A 14,182-nucleotide genomic window follows, 5' to 3' on the forward strand; every position below is an offset into this window, starting at 1 on the left:
GCAGTGACGGAGTGGGCAATCTATATTGAGACGAGGCGACCCGATGGGAGTCGCGAGCGCTGCGAAATCGGTGCAATCCGCCGCGACCTGTCAGCACCCGTTCCGGACGACCTTGGTCTTCGACTTGCGGAGGCGAAAGATCTGCTGCAGCAGCTTCAGCTTCGGATGATCGACGGCCAGATCGATCAGAGCGCCGCCCTGGATCGAAGATGCTGTCATTGTGATTTGACGCGTCCTCTTCACGATCGCCGGCAGCGGGTCATCCAAACCCTGTTCGGCATGGTGCCTGTCCGCCAACCGCGGCTCCGTACTTGCCCTTGCCGTCGACCCGAGGCCGATTCTTCGGGATCTGGCGGGCGATCCAGACGTGTGTCGATGCTTCTGAAAGGGCGTGCCACGCCCGAACTCGTCGGCATCCAGACTGAACTCGGTGCCAGATTGTCGTTTCGCGAGGCCGCCCGTGTCACTGACTTGTTCCTTCAAGTGGCGTCGGCGCCAATCACATGACGGTGCGCCGCCGTCTCGCCGGGATCGCCGATCAAGTTGAGGCGCGCGACAATGCCAGCCCGCATCGCATGAACCTGTCCAAGGGTGGACCGCTGATTGTTTCCCTTGACGGAGCCCACATCCGCGCCGTCCCAGGATTTCAGACCCGCCATTTCGAAGTGACCACCGGCCGTGTCGATGCGAAGAACGACCGGCACGGCACTTTGCAGTCGCGCCGAACGTCTCCATGAGCGGGCCAGACACAATCCGCAACGCTCTCCGAGCTCAAGGTTGGCTCCCCGACCGCAAGGTGATCGTACTCAGCGATGGTGATCCCTCGCTCGGTGGAGCGGTGCGTACAGCAATACGTTGGTCCGTAACGCACATTCTGGATTGGTTCCACATTTCCATGCGTGTGCGTCATGTCGAGCAGGCGTTGGCAGGCCTGCTCGGATCGGGCCTGGAGCACAAGGGTCCGCTGGATTATGCTGCCTTCAACGTCGATCGCCTGCGACACCTGATCTGAAACGGTTATGCCGAAGAGGCTCGCCGCACCCTGCCTGGCATCATGCAGATGGCCGCCAACGCCGTGGTCCTGAACGGGCGGCAAGGACGAGCTCGTTTTGCGCGTTTTGCGCGGCTCGTCCGGGAGCTCGAGACCTACTTGGGGCTGAACACCAGCGCCTTGATTAACTACGGACGCCGTTATCGAGCCGGCCTGCCTATCTCGATATCACGCGCCGAGTCGACCGTGAATAGCCTTGTGAATACGCGAATGAACAACCGCCGGCAGATGCGGTTATCACCACAAGGTGCTCACCGCGTGCTGCAGGTCCGCGCGGCTGTGGTCGATGGCCGGCTCGCGGGCGGTCAGCTTCGTCTGACAGGCTGATCATCCCCACGTTTGTTCCGCTCCCACCGCAGGCTCGATGCCTGCGACCGCCTGACCGGCGCGGAATATGTTGCGGTCGATGACCGGGCCATTGACGCCGGGCTGCTCAAAGCCCGTCGAGCCATCGCCCTCGCGCGTCGCGCGGATCTCGTGCCGGCCCTTCAGTTGAGCGTCCGTCCCGTTGCGGAGGATCGCATGCAAGGCTTGAGCCGCTCGGCATCGGCAAAACCCATTCCGTCGCAGACCGGCCGATCAAAGGATCCCCCAGGCCCGGTAGCGTCCCCTCCCCGTCATCTCGCGCAGGCTGAGTTCGCCGATCAGGTTGAGCGCCCCCTGCTTCGATACCTTTAGCCGGGCCTGGATGATGCCGGTGGATACCAGCGGCCGGGCAAGCACCAGGTCCACCAGATCGGGCAGTTTGGAGCTGGCGCGGCGCGACCTGAGGCGCCGCTCCATCCGCTCCCGCGCCAGGATGAGACGGTCGTGCACCTTTAGCCCGGCGAGTGCCGCCTCGTGAATGGCGTCGAGCGCGGCGAGCAGCCGGTCGCTGCGATGGCGCGCCCGCCTTCTCTCCCGCGGAATGTATTTGGCGCCGAGGTGCAGGCTGGCGAGATGGCCTGCGGCAAGCCCTTCCTGCCGCAGCAGCGCCGCCACCAGAAGCGGCCCGAGCCAGCCGCCATGCTGCAGCACGTCGATCTCGGTCCAGGCCTCGAGCCCGATTGCCGCGCGCAGGACCACCGGAAGGTCTCGCGTGTCAGCAAGCACGGCCCGCCATTCGTCCAGGCGGGCGTCCTCGTCCCAGTCGGGATCGTAGACCAGCGTCTGCCGGTCTGGCGGCGCCGGTTTCTCGGTGGGGGCTACCGCGGCGCCGTCGAGCACCCTGCTGGCGCGCTCGAGCACTGCGTCGATCGCCGCGAACGCGTTGGCGAGCGGATCCGACTCGGCCGGTTCCCCGGTCTCCCCCTCAGGGACAAAGGTCCCCTCCCCTGCCCGGCCGCCTTTCGTCGCCGGCACACCGCCGCGCCCGACAAGCTGGCGCAGCCCGTGGCGGCCGAGCGCCCAGTCGCGTTCTTGGGCAAAAATCTGGCGCCGCGCCCGCAGTACGCCATGCGCCCGGGTGAGCGCGTGTGTCGGGGCGCGGATGTTCATGTGCGCATCGTGCAGCACGAGGTCCTCCAGATGGACGAGCTCGCCTTCGAGCCACAGCGCGGCAGCCGCGTCGGCAAAATGGGAGCGTTCGACCCAGCCGTCGCGGACGGGAGAGCGCGCCAGGCGCTCGTCGAGACGGGTGAGCGCCTCCGTGGCGCGGGAAATCGGTCCGATGAGGATGTCCAGGGGTAAATTGTCGAGTGCGTAAGCCATTGAAATAACGCTATCTGATTCGCCTTGGTCAAGCCATCTTCTCCTTTGGTGGACCGACAGAGGATTTCTCTGGCGGGCGCTTTCACTATCGATAATGCCCCCGCATCGGGACTGTACAGGACTGCGCACTAGAGGCCTCAGAAGCCCGAAAAGCATTGTTTTCCGCCGTCTTCGGCGCCATAGAGGCGAAGAAAAGGCGCTCTAGAGACGTTTACAAACGATCGGTTATCCTTATCCTCTGCGTTTGGAAAACCGCACCGAAACGCACTCTGAGGCGCAGCAAATGGCCGCCGACACGCAAAATCGCGCCTCCCGTCGACCAGAGGGCCGACAAATCGGCTACGCACGCGTCTCAACGGACGAGCAGACGACCGAAGCGCAGGAAATGGAGCTGCGGTCGGCCGGCTGCGACAGAATTGTCCAGGAGCACGGCTCCGGCGCTTCGCGCGCACGCCCTGCCCTCTCCAGGCTCGTGCGCGAGATCGGCGCCGGCGACACTGAGAGCGGCGGTGCAAAATTCGACCACGGTAGCGGCGGGATAGTCCGGCCGCGGGCGGAGTAAAATCCGGCCACCTATTTTCCTTCTGCAATGATCGCAGGAGGGTTTGGGGATCTACACCGTGGAACTTTATCTGAAGGTGCGACTGGCGGTCTCGGAAGGGATGAGCCGACGTCAGGCTGCGAAGCATTTCAACATATCGCGCGACACGGTCAGCAAGATGCTGTCCTATTCTACACCGCCCGGTTATCGGCGCAGGTCAGCTGTGCGCCGGCCAAAGCTGGATGCGTTTGTTTCGACGATCGATCATTGGCTCGACGAGGACCGACACGTGCCGCGCAAGCAGCGCCACACGGCCAAGCGGGTGTTCGAGCGACCATGATCACCAGCAATCTTCCCTTTGACGAATGGACGGAAACATTCGGGTCCGAGCGTCTGACCGGCGCTCTGCTCGACCGCATTACCCATCACGTTAATATCCTGGAGATGAATGGCGAAAGCTACCGTCTCGCTCAAAGCCGCGCCCGGACGGCAGGCTGAAACCCCTCACAAAACGCCGACCCGCCAGCGGAAAACTCTGGTCGGGCTACGCCATCCCGGCGTTCCCCGCTGGCGGCCTTAAGTGGCCTAGTTTTGCGCCGCCCAGTGGCCGACTTTTGCTCCGCCGTTGACACGCGATCCGTGAGGGCTTTCCGCAAACGATGGGCCTGCGTGTCCACCGCGCTATCAGCTGGATCGGCCGCGCCGAGACCTGCGGGACCGACGACGACGCCAAATTCATCTTCCTATGGATCGCGTTCAACGCCGCTTATGCCGACGAGGGCGAATTCCAGACCATCCAGCCGGGCGAACGCGCCGCCTTCGCCGATTTCTTCGGCAAGTTGATCGCGCTCGACGAGCAGCGCCGCATCTATGGGGCGATCTGGCAGCGCTTTTCCGGACCGGTGCGGCTGCTGATGGAGAACCGCTACGTCTTCAATCCGTTCTGGCAGCACCATAACGGGATTGTCGGCTTCGAGGATTGGGAAGAGCGTTTCAAAGCCTCCTCGCGCGCCTTCGCGCAGGCCATGTGTTTCGGCGTGCAATTTTGACCCCGTTTTTGGGGTAACCGGCATCCAAATTTGACCCCCCAATTTTAATTCGGATTGGTCCATTCGTTCTGCTTTTGAACGGGTGGGCAGGGGATGAAGTCAGTGGATACGATAGCCAAGGTGCGCCGCGCCTTTCATGTTCAGGGTTGGTCGGTGAAGCGGATCAGCCGGTCCTCGTCGCTGGTCGCGAGTTCGGTTCCAATGCCGAGCAATGTCGAAAGCCCGGCGGCCTTCATCAAATCCCACCAATGATAGTCGACGCCGTCTTCAAGTCCGGCATAGCCCGAAGCGTCCGCGCCAGGCTGGCGCTCCAGCACGATGGAATGGCCATTGGGGAAGATCAGCCTGTTCCACACCAGCAGCACGCGCCGCTGACCGAAAGTCACGCCGTCATCGTACTCGCCGATGATGCGGGTGCCCTGGGGGATCAGAAGCAGGCTGCCGGTTGGGCTGTCATAGACGTTCTGGGTCACCTGGGCGGTGACCTGTCCCGGCAGATCGGAACGAATGCCGGTGATCATCGCTGCCGGGATCACCGCGCCCGCCTGAAGGATGTAGGGCGATGCGGGTGCCGTGACGCGATCGAGGGCGACTGTTTGCCGATCGACGGGACCATTCAGGAAAGCAGCATGTCTGTCCTGTGTGGCAGGCAGGCCCCCAAGATTGAGGCCGGCAAGGCTGGATGCAGCCGCACTCGGTGTGGCTCCAGTTGCAGGAGCGGTCTGAAAGAACACACGACTGGTGCGAGCGGCTTCTTCCTCGGCCAAACGGCGCTGCTCCTCGGGATCGACGGCCGGCGCAGTGATTGCGGGCGGCGCGACCGGCTGCCCCCGGTTCTGGGCATCGAGGATCGGACCGCCGAGATCGCCCGGCAAGGGCGGTCCAAGAACCGGGCCGGTATAGTCGCGCGGCAGTCCGGATAGCCCGTCTGCCGTCGGACGGTTTTCGACAGAATAAAGCTCTTCGCCTCCAGGCTCGGCATCGCGCGTCTGCAGCGCGTAGATGAGCGCACCGCCAATGCCGAGAAGTGCGATACCGCCGATAGCGGCGAGCATCTTGCGGGACAGGCGGGTGACCCGGGGCGGTTCCGCGCGCAGCCGCATCGGTGCTGCGCCAGCATCCTTGGGGGTAGTGGTTTCCGTCATGACGAGGCACCTCCGGTCGCAGGAGGAGACGATGCCGCAGCTTGTCTCCGCTCAGTGCGGACAATGCGGACCGTCTGCTGGTGATCGCCGCTGCCAAGGCGAAGCTCGGCCGCACCAAACAGGTGATCGACGATCAGGATATTGTGGTGGACGCGGCTGTTGACGATCTGCGGCTCGCCATCGGCGCCAAGAACGAAGATCGGCGGCATCTCGCCCTGCACGATGCCGCGCGGGAAAACGACATAGACGCGGCGGCCATCATCGAAGACCGAGATAGGACGCCATGGCGGGCTGTCGCCGGTCAGACCGTAGCGGTAGTTACGCGCGGCTTCCTTGGGGATGATCGGCGCGGCAGGCGCAGTTTGCCGCTGCCCGGGTGGTGGCGCCGGATAGGCCCAGGCAACCGCCGGCATATAGAGCGCCTCGAGAGCCCGCAGTTCGATCATATAAGTGCGCCGGTCGGTGGTGATGACAAGATTGGTCGAAATTTCCGGCCGCGTCGGCTTGACCAGAATATGCACCTGCGCGGCATTGCCCGACCCGCTCGTCGTATCGCCGATAATCCAGCGGGCTGTGTCACCGGCCGCGATCGGCCCCGCGCCGGTCAGGCTTTCCCCCGGTTCAAGCGCGATATCAGTGATCTGCCCCGGTGCGGCATAGACCTGGTAGAGCGCGCCCTGCGACCATGGGTAGATCTGAATGGCATTGTAATAGCCCGCGCGGCGCGGCTCGACGCGCGCGGCAGCGTTAGCGTTTTCAACTCGCCCCGCCGCAGTGCTCGCAGGTTCTCCGCCGCGCGCGACGGTCCAGCCAGGAGGCGTGTGCAGCGGTCGCGGCCGATCATCGGTGACGGTTGTCTGGACTGCCGGTAGCGGCGGCACGTCAGCGTCGTAGCTAAACTGCGGCGTTCGATTTGTGGCGCAGCCCGCGAGCAGGGTGGCGCCGAGCATCACAACTACCAATGCGGGTTTACGGAAAGCCGGATTTGCGGATGTACGGATGGCGGAGATCATTGGCTCATCTCCCGCGACCAGCTGATGGCGTTGACATAGATGCCAAGCGGATTGGCGCGCAGGCGTTCGGCATCGCGCGGTGTCTGGATCACGATGGTGAGGATCGCGGTCCAGCGCTCGGTGGTGGAGAGTTGGCCGTTTTCGTAATGCCGCTCGATCCAGGCGACGCGGAAGGAATCCGGCGAAGCGCGAATGACCGAGGACACCTCGACGGCGATCTGCTGGCGCCCGACACGGGTGAACGGGTCGTTGGCGCGGGCATAATCGTTCAAGGCCGCTGCCCCGCGATCGGTCGTCCATTCATACGCGCGCAGCCAGTTCTGCCGCACGATGATCGGATCGGCCGGAATCGAGCGCACCTGCTCGATGAAGCGGCCGAGATGCCAGGCGATTTGCGGGTCGGTCGGCCGGTAGTCGGCCGTGGCCGGCGCGACCGCTTGCGCCTGGCCGAGATTGTCGACCTGCACGACCCAGGGCACCACGGACCCGCGCGCCGATTGCCAGACAAGAGCCGCAGCGAAGCCAGCGGTCAGGATCAGAGAGCCGAACGCCATATAGCGCCAGTTGCGCGCCTGGACGCGGGCCGAGCCGATGCGCTCGTCCCAGACCTGAGCGGCCTTCTGATAGGGTGTCTCAGGCTCGGGGGATTTGCCGTAATGGGCGGCGGGGCGTTTAAACAAGCTCATGATCGGTCACTTTCGGAGACGGAGACGGAAGAGCCGCCGCCATGGCTGTCGCCGGAGCGGACGGCATGGGCGGTCATGGTGGTGCCGTGGCTGAGCGCCTGCCGCCGCTGCATCTGCCGCGCCCAGGCGGGCGGGTCACCGGCCGGCGAGGACGATCCTGTCGCTCCTGGAGCGATGCTCGCACCACCGGCGCCGCCCGTGGAGGATGAACCTCCGGTCAGACCGAGACCGGCACGCGCACCATCGGAAAAGCTGGACTTCACGCTTTGCGAAGCCTTGGAGACGGCGTTTTTCAACGGCGATATGGCGGCCGAACCCGCTGCTCGAGCGACACCGCCGACACCGGAAGCCACACCGGCCGCGCCAGTCTGACCGAACGAGCCAAGGCTATAGGCGGATGTGGCAGCGCCCGCGGCGGCCGCACCGCCCCGGACAGCGGCGGCTCCACCGGAAAGCGCAGCTAGGCCGCCTTTCGCCGCCATGCCTGTTGCAGCGCCTCCAGCGACCATCATGCCGCCGGCGGCAAGGCCGGTGCCGACGGCCGATCCTGCGCCCAGCTGCGGCCCACCCGAAACGAGCCCGGACGCGATGCCGGGCCCGAAAATGCCGAGGCCAAGCAGCGACAGCGCCGCCAGGACGATCGCCATGGCATCGTCAATGGTCGGCATGGTGCCGCCAAAGCCTGCGGTGAACTGGCCGAATAGGGTCGAGCCAATGCCGATGATGACGGCGAGCACCAGCACCTTGATGCCCGAGGAAACCACATTGCCGAGCACACGCTCAGCCATGAAGGCCGTCTTGCCGAAAAGTCCGAAGGGGATGAGGACGAAGCCGGCAAGGGTCGTCAGCTTGAACTCGATCAGCGTGACGAAGAGCTGGACGGCGAGGATGAAGAAGGCGAGCAGCACCAGCGCCCAGGCGAAAAACAGGCAGGCGATCTGGATGAAATTCTCGAAGAAGGACCAGTAACCCATCAAGCCAGAGATGGATTCGAGCAGCGGGCGCCCGGCATCGAGACCGGTCTGCGCCACCCGACCAGGCCGCATGAGATCGGCGGCGGCAAAGCCGGTTCCCGAGGCTTGCAGCCCGAGCCCGGCAAAGCTCTCGAAAATGATCTTGGCCAGATTGTTCCAGTTGCCGATGAGATAGGCGAAGACGCCAACGAACAGCGTTTTCTTGACGAGGCGCGCGATGATGTCGTCATCGGCACCCCAGCTCCAGAACAGCGCTGCCAGCGTCACATCGATGACGATCAGGGTGGTGGCGATGAAAGCGACCTCGCCGCCAAGCAGACCGAAACCGGAATCGATGTAGCTGGTGAAGACCCCTAGGAAATTGTCGATGACGCCGGTTCCGCCCATGGGTCGCTATCTCTCGCCCGGTTGCGGCGCGGCGGGCGCAGGCGTGTTGCCCAAAAAGCGGTCGCGAGATTCCGCCCAGGCCGAGAGGCAATCGGCATCACGGGTGGCGGCTTCGCCAAGTCCCTGGCAGCGGCGGAGCATCGCCTGCAAAGGGTCCGCCGAGGGCTGAAGCTGCGGCACGGACCTGACGCGCGCGGTATCCTCCTGCCGGATCAGCTCAATCACCGTGGCGGTAATCGCGATGGCGACGAATATGACCGCGCCAAGCCGGACCAGCATTTTGCTGTCCATGGCCACCCCTCCCCAGCGTCTTAATTGCCGCTGCCGAACATTTGCGCATTGCCGGGCTGATACCCCGAACCTGGCGTGAGGAAGCGCTCGCGCTGAACACGCCCCTGCTCGGCGGCGGTGGCGCGCTCGGCCTCGATCAGCGCTTCGGACCGGCCATTGGCCGATAACAGCGCGACCAGGTCGGAAAGCTGCTGCGACTGCAGCGCGAGAAGCTGATTGCCGGCCTGCGTTGCCTGTAGCGCTCCGCTGGCATTCTGGCTCTGGCCAACCAGGGTGGCCATTTCGGCGCGGTTCGTGTCGATATTGCCGACAACGCCGGCCTGAACGCGCATCGCATCCTGCAAACCGCCCACGGTGTTTTCCCAGCGCGTGCGCGCACCGGTGATCAGCTGCTGATCGGTGGCCGAGAGCGAGACCTGGCCATATTGCTGCTCGAACGCCTGGTCGATCTGTCCGACCTCGAACGCGATGTTCTGCGCCTGCCCGAGGAGTTGCTGCGTGCGCTGCACGTTTTGTTGAAGCTGCTGAAGCGCGGAATATGGCAGGCTGGCGAGGTTGCGGGCCTGATTGATGAGCATCTGCGCTTCGTTCTGAAGGGAGGTGATCTGATTGTTGATCTGCTCCAGCGTACGCGCGGCGGTCAGCACGTTCTGCGCATAATTCGTCGGGTCATAGACGATGCGCCCGAACCCGAACTGGGCATGGGCCGGGCTCGATGCCATGGGTGCAAGCGCCACCGGCACGGCGAGCGCAAACGCCACGGCCGACGTCCTGGCGAAACGGGCAATGGGGATACGGATCATGGGTGGGTCTCCTTTTCTGGCACGCCGGCGAGCGCGGCGGGCTCGGTCAATTCCGGCTGGCGGGCGAGATTGGTAAGGTCGGGGATGAGCTCAGCGGCCCAATCGACGCCGCGATGACGCAGCCACGCCTCAAGAAAGGTATCGCTTCCATGCTCGGCATGGATGCCCGCGATGGCGCTCTGATCGGATTTGGAGGATGCGGCGCAGAGCGCGAGCCCGACCTCGCTCAGCCCCAGCTCAAACAGCCGATTGCCGCGCCGCGACTGGCAATAGTAATCCCGCTTGGGGGTAGCCCGCGCCAGGATCTCGATCTGCCGGTCGTTCAATCCAAAGCGGCGATAGATCGCGGTAATCTGCGGCTCAATGGCGCGCTCATTGGGCAAGAGCAAACGCGTCGGGCAGCTTTCGATGATGGCCGGCGCGATCGCGCTGCCGTCAATGTCCGATAGCGACTGCGTGGCGAAGATGACCGAGGCGTTCTTCTTCCTCAGCGTCTTCAGCCATTCGCGCAGCTGGCCGGCAAACCCATCATCGTCCAGCGCCAGCCAACCCTCATCGATGATGAGCAGTGTCGGGCGGCCGTCGAGCCGGTCGCCAATGCGGTGGAAGAGATATGACAAGACGGCCGGCGCTGCGCCCGTCCCGACCAGACCCTCGATCTCGAACGCCTGGACATCGGCGGAACCGAGATGTTCGGTTTCAGCATCGAGCAATCGGCCATAGGGACCGCCCACGCAGTACGGCCGCAGCGCCTGTTTGAGATCGCTGGATTGCAGCAGCACGGCGAGCCCGGTGATGGTGCGTTCCTCGACAGGCGCCGAGGCGAGCGAGGTCAGTGCCGTCCAGATATGCTCCTTCACCTCGGGCGTGACGGCGACGCCTTCACGCAGAAGGATCGCGCCGATCCAGTCGGCGGCCCAGGAGCGTTCGTGCGACTCGTCGACGCGGGCGAGCGGTTGCAGCGAGACCGATGCATCCGACCCCTCGGTCAGCCCGCCGCCGAGATCATGCCAATCGCCGCCCATGGCGAGCGCGGCGGCGCGGATCGAACCGCCGAAGTCGAAGGTGAAAATCTGACTGCGCGCGTAGCGACGGAACTGCAGCGCCATCAGCGCCAGCAACACGGACTTGCCCGCACCGGTCGGGCCGACGACCAGGGTATGGCCCACATCGCCGATATGCAGGGAAAGCCGGAATGGCGTTGATCCCTCGGTCTTGCCGTAAAGCAAGGGGGGCGCTGCGAGATGTTCGTTCCGTTCCGGCCCCGCCCACACGGTCGACAGCGGGATCATGTGGGCGAGATTGAGCGTCGATATCGGTGGCTGCCGCACATTGGCGTATGCATGTCCGGGCAAGCTGCCGAGCCAGGCGTCGACCGCATTGACGGTCTCGGTCATGGTGTTGAAGTCGCGGCCCTGAATGACCTTCTCAACCAGTCGCAGCTTTTCGTCGGCGATGCGCGGATCGGCATCCCAGACCGCGACACTGGCCGTGACATAGGCCATGCCGGCGGTGTCGGCGCCGAGTTCCTGCAAGGCCAGGTCGGCATCGGCGGCCTTGTTGGCCGCATCGGTATCCACCAGAGCAGATGCCTCGTTGGTCATGACCTCCTTGAGGATCGCGGCGATGGATTTGCGTTTGGCAAACCACTGGCGGCGGATCCTCGTCAGCAGCCGCGTCGCCTCAAGCTTGTCGAGGAGGATGGCGCGGGTGCTCCAGCGATAGGGAAACGCCAGCCGGTTCATTTCATCGAGCAGGCCCGGTGTCGTCGCGCTCGGAAATCCAATGATGGTGAGGACTCGCAGATGCTGGTCACCCAGGCGAGGCTCCAGTCCGCCCGCGAGGGGCTGATCGGCCAGGAGCGCATCGAGATAGATCGGCGTCTCGGGCACGCGTACGCGATGGCGGCGCGTCGAAATGGTCGAGTGAAGGAATGTCAGCGTCTCGGCGTCATCGAGCCAGCGGCACTCGGGCATGAACCCGTCGAGCAGCGCCAATATCCGGTCGGTGCGATCGACGAAGCCGCGCAGCAATTCGTAGGGGTTCACGCCCGACTGCTCACGGCCTTCGTAGAGCCAGGTTTCAGCGCGGGCAGCGTCTTCCGCCGGCGGCAACCAGAGAAATGTCAAAAAGTAGCTAGAGACGAAGTGCGCCCCGGCTTCCTCGAATCCAGCCTTGCGTTCGGCGTCGACCAAGCCAGACGCGGCATCGGGAAACAAACTTTCAGGATAGGTCGCGGCTTCGAAGCGCTGCGCTTCGACGAATATGCTCCAGCCGGAACCGAGCCGGCGGAATGCATTGTTGATGCGACCGGCGACCGCGACCAGTTCGGCCGCTACGGCCGAATCCAGATCGGGACCGCGGAACTTTGCGCTGCGCTGAAACGAGCCGTCCTTGTTCAGCACCACGCCCGGGGCGGCCAATGCCGCCCAGGGCAGATAGTCGGCCAGTCTGGCGTTGTGGCTGCGATACTCGGCGAGGTTCATCATGCGCTGCCCTCACACGCCCAGAAAGGGTGGGATGCGCAAATGGCGCCTGCCGACTTCCACGAAGAGCGGATCACGCTTGGCGGCCCAGACCGCAGCGAAGTGTCCGATCGCCCAGATAGCGAGACCGACCAGCCAGAGACGCAGGCCGAGGCCGACCGCTCCGGCAAGCGTGCCGTTCATGATGGCGATCGAACGCGGCGCACCGCCGAGCAGGATCTGTTCGGTCAGGGCGCGATGGACCGGGACCATGAAGCCCGGCACCTCGCCAAGCTGTTCGAGACCCACCGCCATCAGATCAGCGCCCCGCCGCCGAATGAGAAGAAGCTGAGGAAGAAGGAGCTGGCGGCAAAGGCGATCGACAGGCCGAAGACGATCTGGATCAGCCGCCGAAAGCCGCCCGCCGTATCGCCGAAGGCCAGGGTGAGGCCGGTGACGATGATGATGATCACCGCGATGATCTTGGCGACCGGACCTTCGATCGATTCCAGAATGCTCTGAAGCGGCGCTTCCCAGGGCATCGATGACCCGGAGGCATGGGCCGCGGGCGCCATCATCACGCTGAGCGCGATGATGGCGCCGGCGAGCGACAAATGGCGACGAAGGGTGCGCAAGGCATGGGTCATGCTTGGGGTTCCTCAAGGATTTCGGGATGGGCAGCGGAAGGCTCACAAGCCGGCACGACGCGATAGTCCCCGTCCGGGCCGAGACCCTCGATGCGCGCGAGCTCCGCGAGGCGGCGCGCGGAGCCGCGGCCAGACAGGACGGCGACAAGGTCGATGGTTTCGGCGATCAGCGCGCGCGGAACGGTAATCACCGCCTCCTGGATCAATTGCTCCATGCGCCGCAGCGCGCCGATGGCGCTTCCGGCATGGATGGTGCCGACGCCGCCGGGATGGCCCGTGCCCCAGGCCTTGAGCAGTTCGAGCGCTTCGGCGCCGCGCACCTCGCCGATGGGGATCCGGTCGGGCCGCAGGCGCAGCGACGAGCGCACCAGATCGGACAGCGACGCGACACCGTCCTTGGTGCGCATGGCGACGAGATTGGGCGCCGCACATTGCAGCTCGCGTGTATCCTCGATGATCACTACGCGATCCGATGTCGTGGCCATTTCGGCGAGCAGCGCATTGGTCAGCGTCGTTTTGCCGGTCGAGGTGCCGCCTGCGACGAGGATATTGGCCCGCTCGGCAACCCCAACGCGTAGCGCTTCGGCCTGGCGCGCTGTCATGATCCCGGCGGCGACGTAGTCATGGAGCGTGAAAACCGCGACGGCGGGCTTGCGAATGGCGAAGGCTGGCGCGGTCACGACCGGCGGCAGCAGACCTTCAAAGCGCTCCCCGCTATCGGGCAGCTCAGCCGAAACGCGCGGTGCGCCGGCATGAACTTCGGCGCTGACATGATGGGCGACAAGGCGGATGATACGCTCGCCATCGGCGGGTGCGAGGCGCTCTGTGGTATCGGCAAGACCCTCGGAAAGACGATCGACCCAGATGCGGCCGTCGGGATTCAGCATGACTTCGACCACGCCGGGGTCATCGAGAAGCCGGGTGATGGCGCCCCCGAGCGCGGTGCGCAGCATGCGCGAGCTGCGCGCGTGTCCTTCGCTATTGTGGTGGGAGGCCGCCATTGTGTCCCCGATCTGGCCGGAGACAAGACGATCCTGTCCCGACGGGGACGATTAAAAGAACCCGAAGCAGGGCCGATTCAACACCTGCTTGGCGGCGTCGTAGCCTAGCGTGCAAATACAGGGAAACGCGTAGGGTGCGGTGGGCCGAATTCTGTAGCGACAACGGTTTGAGGTGCGTGGAGCTTGGCCGAGGGGTCGCCCGGTCCGATGCAGCTTAAACTTTCGCGCGCAGTCAATTGTGGCATGCTTCACGCAGCCAGCAGCATTGCAGCGCAACTGGACGTTGCCGGCGGCGTGGAGATTACCAATTCGATTTTCTAGCGGCCTAGATGGGGTGGGAACCTGCCGTTCCCGCGACCAGCCCCTGAATGCAGCTATGTGGACAAAGCGCTAATTCGCCGCAGTTACTCGAACGACCGCTTCACGGTGAATCTAAATTC

At 64.5% G+C, this 14,182-nt stretch carries 17 protein-coding genes and 3 pseudogenes; 7 read left to right on the forward strand and 13 right to left on the reverse strand.

The features are described from left to right. Window positions 1–90 precede the first annotated feature (90 nt). Window positions 91–219, reverse strand: coding sequence for a hypothetical protein (locus J2X35_RS08305; RefSeq protein ID WP_310183805.1), 129 nt, complete (start codon window positions 217–219; stop codon window positions 91–93). Window positions 220–503: 284 nt separating this feature from the next. Between J2X35_RS08305 and J2X35_RS08310 the strand changes: the two genes are divergently transcribed. The 3 genes from J2X35_RS08310 to J2X35_RS08320 are packed head-to-tail and all read left to right on the forward strand — an operon-like array spanning window position 504 to window position 1,378. Next, a complete protein-coding gene (locus J2X35_RS08310; protein ID WP_310183808.1) occupies window positions 504–737 on the forward strand; it encodes a hypothetical protein in 234 nt (77 codons plus the stop codon). After that, window positions 734–1,012 carry a hypothetical protein gene (locus J2X35_RS08315; protein ID WP_310183809.1) on the forward strand — a complete coding sequence of 93 codons (279 nt, stop codon included), beginning with the start codon at window positions 734–736 and terminating at the stop codon, window positions 1,010–1,012. The genes J2X35_RS08310 and J2X35_RS08315 overlap by 4 nt, the downstream gene beginning before the upstream one ends. 48 nt (window positions 1,013–1,060) lie before the next feature. Continuing rightward, the gene (locus tag J2X35_RS08320) at window positions 1,061–1,378 is read left to right on the forward strand and encodes a hypothetical protein (protein ID WP_310183811.1); all 318 of its coding nucleotides are present in this window, start codon (window positions 1,061–1,063) and stop codon (window positions 1,376–1,378) included. On the opposite strand, the gene J2X35_RS08325 is transcribed toward J2X35_RS08320, so the two are convergent. Both J2X35_RS08325 and J2X35_RS08330 read right to left on the reverse strand, forming a co-directional pair. Then, window positions 1,379–1,579, reverse strand: coding sequence for a hypothetical protein (locus J2X35_RS08325; RefSeq protein ID WP_310183813.1), 201 nt, complete (start codon window positions 1,577–1,579; stop codon window positions 1,379–1,381). A gap of 51 nt (window positions 1,580–1,630) precedes the next feature. Then, window positions 1,631–2,740 carry an RHE_PE00001 family protein gene (locus J2X35_RS08330; protein WP_310183815.1) on the reverse strand — a complete coding sequence of 370 codons (1,110 nt, stop codon included), beginning with the start codon at window positions 2,738–2,740 and terminating at the stop codon, window positions 1,631–1,633. Window positions 2,741–3,023: 283 nt separating this feature from the next. Between J2X35_RS08330 and J2X35_RS08335 the strand changes: the two are divergent. The 4 genes and pseudogenes from J2X35_RS08335 to J2X35_RS08350 all read left to right on the forward strand — a co-directional run. Then, window positions 3,024–3,239 (forward strand): annotated as a pseudogene (locus J2X35_RS08335) (recombinase family protein); the annotation flags it as partial. 163 nt (window positions 3,240–3,402) lie between these two features. Continuing rightward, window positions 3,403–3,615 (forward strand): annotated as a pseudogene (locus tag J2X35_RS08340) (IS21 family transposase); the annotation flags it as partial. Next, window positions 3,612–3,779 (forward strand): annotated as a pseudogene (locus tag J2X35_RS08345) (ATP-binding protein); the annotation flags it as partial. The pseudogenes J2X35_RS08340 and J2X35_RS08345, both read left to right, overlap by 4 nt. A gap of 161 nt (window positions 3,780–3,940) precedes the next feature. Further along, the gene (locus J2X35_RS08350; RefSeq protein WP_310183818.1) at window positions 3,941–4,330 is read left to right on the forward strand and encodes a HEPN domain-containing protein; all 390 of its coding nucleotides are present in this window, start codon (window positions 3,941–3,943) and stop codon (window positions 4,328–4,330) included. Window positions 4,331–4,470: 140 nt separating this feature from the next. Here J2X35_RS08350 and J2X35_RS08355 read toward each other — a convergent pair whose 3' ends face one another. The 10 genes from J2X35_RS08355 to trbB are packed head-to-tail and all read right to left on the reverse strand — an operon-like array spanning window position 4,471 to window position 13,742. Further along, window positions 4,471–5,475, reverse strand: coding sequence for a TrbI/VirB10 family protein (locus tag J2X35_RS08355; RefSeq protein WP_310183819.1), 1,005 nt, complete (start codon window positions 5,473–5,475; stop codon window positions 4,471–4,473). Continuing rightward, a complete protein-coding gene (gene trbG, locus J2X35_RS08360; RefSeq protein ID WP_310183821.1) occupies window positions 5,472–6,488 on the reverse strand; it encodes a P-type conjugative transfer protein TrbG in 1,017 nt (338 codons plus the stop codon). The genes J2X35_RS08355 and trbG overlap by 4 nt, the downstream gene beginning before the upstream one ends. After that, the gene (trbF, locus tag J2X35_RS08365; RefSeq protein WP_310183824.1) at window positions 6,485–7,174 is read right to left on the reverse strand and encodes a conjugal transfer protein TrbF; all 690 of its coding nucleotides are present in this window, start codon (window positions 7,172–7,174) and stop codon (window positions 6,485–6,487) included. The genes trbG and trbF overlap by 4 nt, the downstream gene beginning before the upstream one ends. Then, window positions 7,171–8,535, reverse strand: coding sequence for a P-type conjugative transfer protein TrbL (gene trbL / locus J2X35_RS08370; protein WP_310183827.1), 1,365 nt, complete (start codon window positions 8,533–8,535; stop codon window positions 7,171–7,173). The genes trbF and trbL overlap by 4 nt, the downstream gene beginning before the upstream one ends. 6 nt (window positions 8,536–8,541) lie before the next feature. Further along, window positions 8,542–8,826: a putative entry exclusion protein TrbK-alt gene (trbK-alt, locus tag J2X35_RS08375; RefSeq protein WP_310183830.1), complete on the reverse strand. Its 285-nt coding sequence runs from the start codon at window positions 8,824–8,826 to the stop codon at window positions 8,542–8,544. Between the two features lie 20 nt (window positions 8,827–8,846). Further along, window positions 8,847–9,629: a P-type conjugative transfer protein TrbJ gene (gene trbJ / locus J2X35_RS08380; RefSeq protein WP_310183833.1), complete on the reverse strand. Its 783-nt coding sequence runs from the start codon at window positions 9,627–9,629 to the stop codon at window positions 8,847–8,849. Then, window positions 9,626–12,118, reverse strand: a complete 2,493-nt coding sequence (trbE, locus tag J2X35_RS08385) for a conjugal transfer protein TrbE (RefSeq protein WP_310183836.1) — start codon at window positions 12,116–12,118, stop codon at window positions 9,626–9,628. Before trbE ends, trbJ begins: the two co-directional genes overlap by 4 nt. Before the next feature lie 9 nt (window positions 12,119–12,127). Next, window positions 12,128–12,409 carry a VirB3 family type IV secretion system protein gene (locus tag J2X35_RS08390; RefSeq protein ID WP_310183839.1) on the reverse strand — a complete coding sequence of 94 codons (282 nt, stop codon included), beginning with the start codon at window positions 12,407–12,409 and terminating at the stop codon, window positions 12,128–12,130. Continuing rightward, window positions 12,409–12,741: a TrbC/VirB2 family protein gene (locus tag J2X35_RS08395; RefSeq protein ID WP_310183841.1), complete on the reverse strand. Its 333-nt coding sequence runs from the start codon at window positions 12,739–12,741 to the stop codon at window positions 12,409–12,411. The genes J2X35_RS08390 and J2X35_RS08395 overlap by 1 nt, the downstream gene beginning before the upstream one ends. After that, the gene (gene trbB, locus J2X35_RS08400; RefSeq protein ID WP_310183844.1) at window positions 12,738–13,742 is read right to left on the reverse strand and encodes a P-type conjugative transfer ATPase TrbB; all 1,005 of its coding nucleotides are present in this window, start codon (window positions 13,740–13,742) and stop codon (window positions 12,738–12,740) included. Before trbB ends, J2X35_RS08395 begins: the two co-directional genes overlap by 4 nt. Window positions 13,743–14,182 lie beyond the last annotated feature (440 nt).

It is taken from the genome of Mesorhizobium sp. BE184 (assembly GCF_031457045.1).
GTDB lineage: Bacteria > Pseudomonadota > Alphaproteobacteria > Rhizobiales > Rhizobiaceae > Mesorhizobium.

What these genes read in the sequence shown, in the direction of transcription:
- trbK-alt (WP_310183830.1), bottom strand. Translation starts at nt 8,826, where the DNA reads ATGGACAGCAAAATGCTGGTCCGGCTTGGCGCGGTCATATTCGTCGCC.
- trbB (WP_310183844.1), bottom strand. Translation starts at nt 13,742, where the DNA reads ATGGCGGCCTCCCACCACAATAGCGAAGGACACGCGCGCAGCTCGCGC.
- J2X35_RS08330 (WP_310183815.1), bottom strand. Translation starts at nt 2,740, where the DNA reads ATGGCTTACGCACTCGACAATTTACCCCTGGACATCCTCATCGGACCG.
- J2X35_RS08390 (WP_310183839.1), bottom strand. Translation starts at nt 12,409, where the DNA reads ATGGCGGTGGGTCTCGAACAGCTTGGCGAGGTGCCGGGCTTCATGGTC.
- trbE (WP_310183836.1), bottom strand. Translation starts at nt 12,118, where the DNA reads ATGATGAACCTCGCCGAGTATCGCAGCCACAACGCCAGACTGGCCGAC.
- trbL (WP_310183827.1), bottom strand. Translation starts at nt 8,535, where the DNA reads ATGGGCGGAACCGGCGTCATCGACAATTTCCTAGGGGTCTTCACCAGC.
- trbG (WP_310183821.1), bottom strand. Translation starts at nt 6,488, where the DNA reads ATGATCTCCGCCATCCGTACATCCGCAAATCCGGCTTTCCGTAAACCC.
- J2X35_RS08320 (WP_310183811.1), top strand. Translation starts at nt 1,061, where the DNA reads ATGGCCGCCAACGCCGTGGTCCTGAACGGGCGGCAAGGACGAGCTCGT.
- trbF (WP_310183824.1), bottom strand. Translation starts at nt 7,174, where the DNA reads ATGAGCTTGTTTAAACGCCCCGCCGCCCATTACGGCAAATCCCCCGAG.
- trbJ (WP_310183833.1), bottom strand. Translation starts at nt 9,629, where the DNA reads ATGATCCGTATCCCCATTGCCCGTTTCGCCAGGACGTCGGCCGTGGCG.
- J2X35_RS08305 (WP_310183805.1), bottom strand. Translation starts at nt 219, where the DNA reads ATGACAGCATCTTCGATCCAGGGCGGCGCTCTGATCGATCTGGCCGTC.
- J2X35_RS08355 (WP_310183819.1), bottom strand. Translation starts at nt 5,475, where the DNA reads ATGACGGAAACCACTACCCCCAAGGATGCTGGCGCAGCACCGATGCGG.
- J2X35_RS08315 (WP_310183809.1), top strand. Translation starts at nt 734, where the DNA reads ATGAGCGGGCCAGACACAATCCGCAACGCTCTCCGAGCTCAAGGTTGG.
- J2X35_RS08310 (WP_310183808.1), top strand. Translation starts at nt 504, where the DNA reads ATGACGGTGCGCCGCCGTCTCGCCGGGATCGCCGATCAAGTTGAGGCG.
- J2X35_RS08395 (WP_310183841.1), bottom strand. Translation starts at nt 12,741, where the DNA reads ATGACCCATGCCTTGCGCACCCTTCGTCGCCATTTGTCGCTCGCCGGC.
- J2X35_RS08350 (WP_310183818.1), top strand. Translation starts at nt 3,941, where the DNA reads ATGGGCCTGCGTGTCCACCGCGCTATCAGCTGGATCGGCCGCGCCGAG.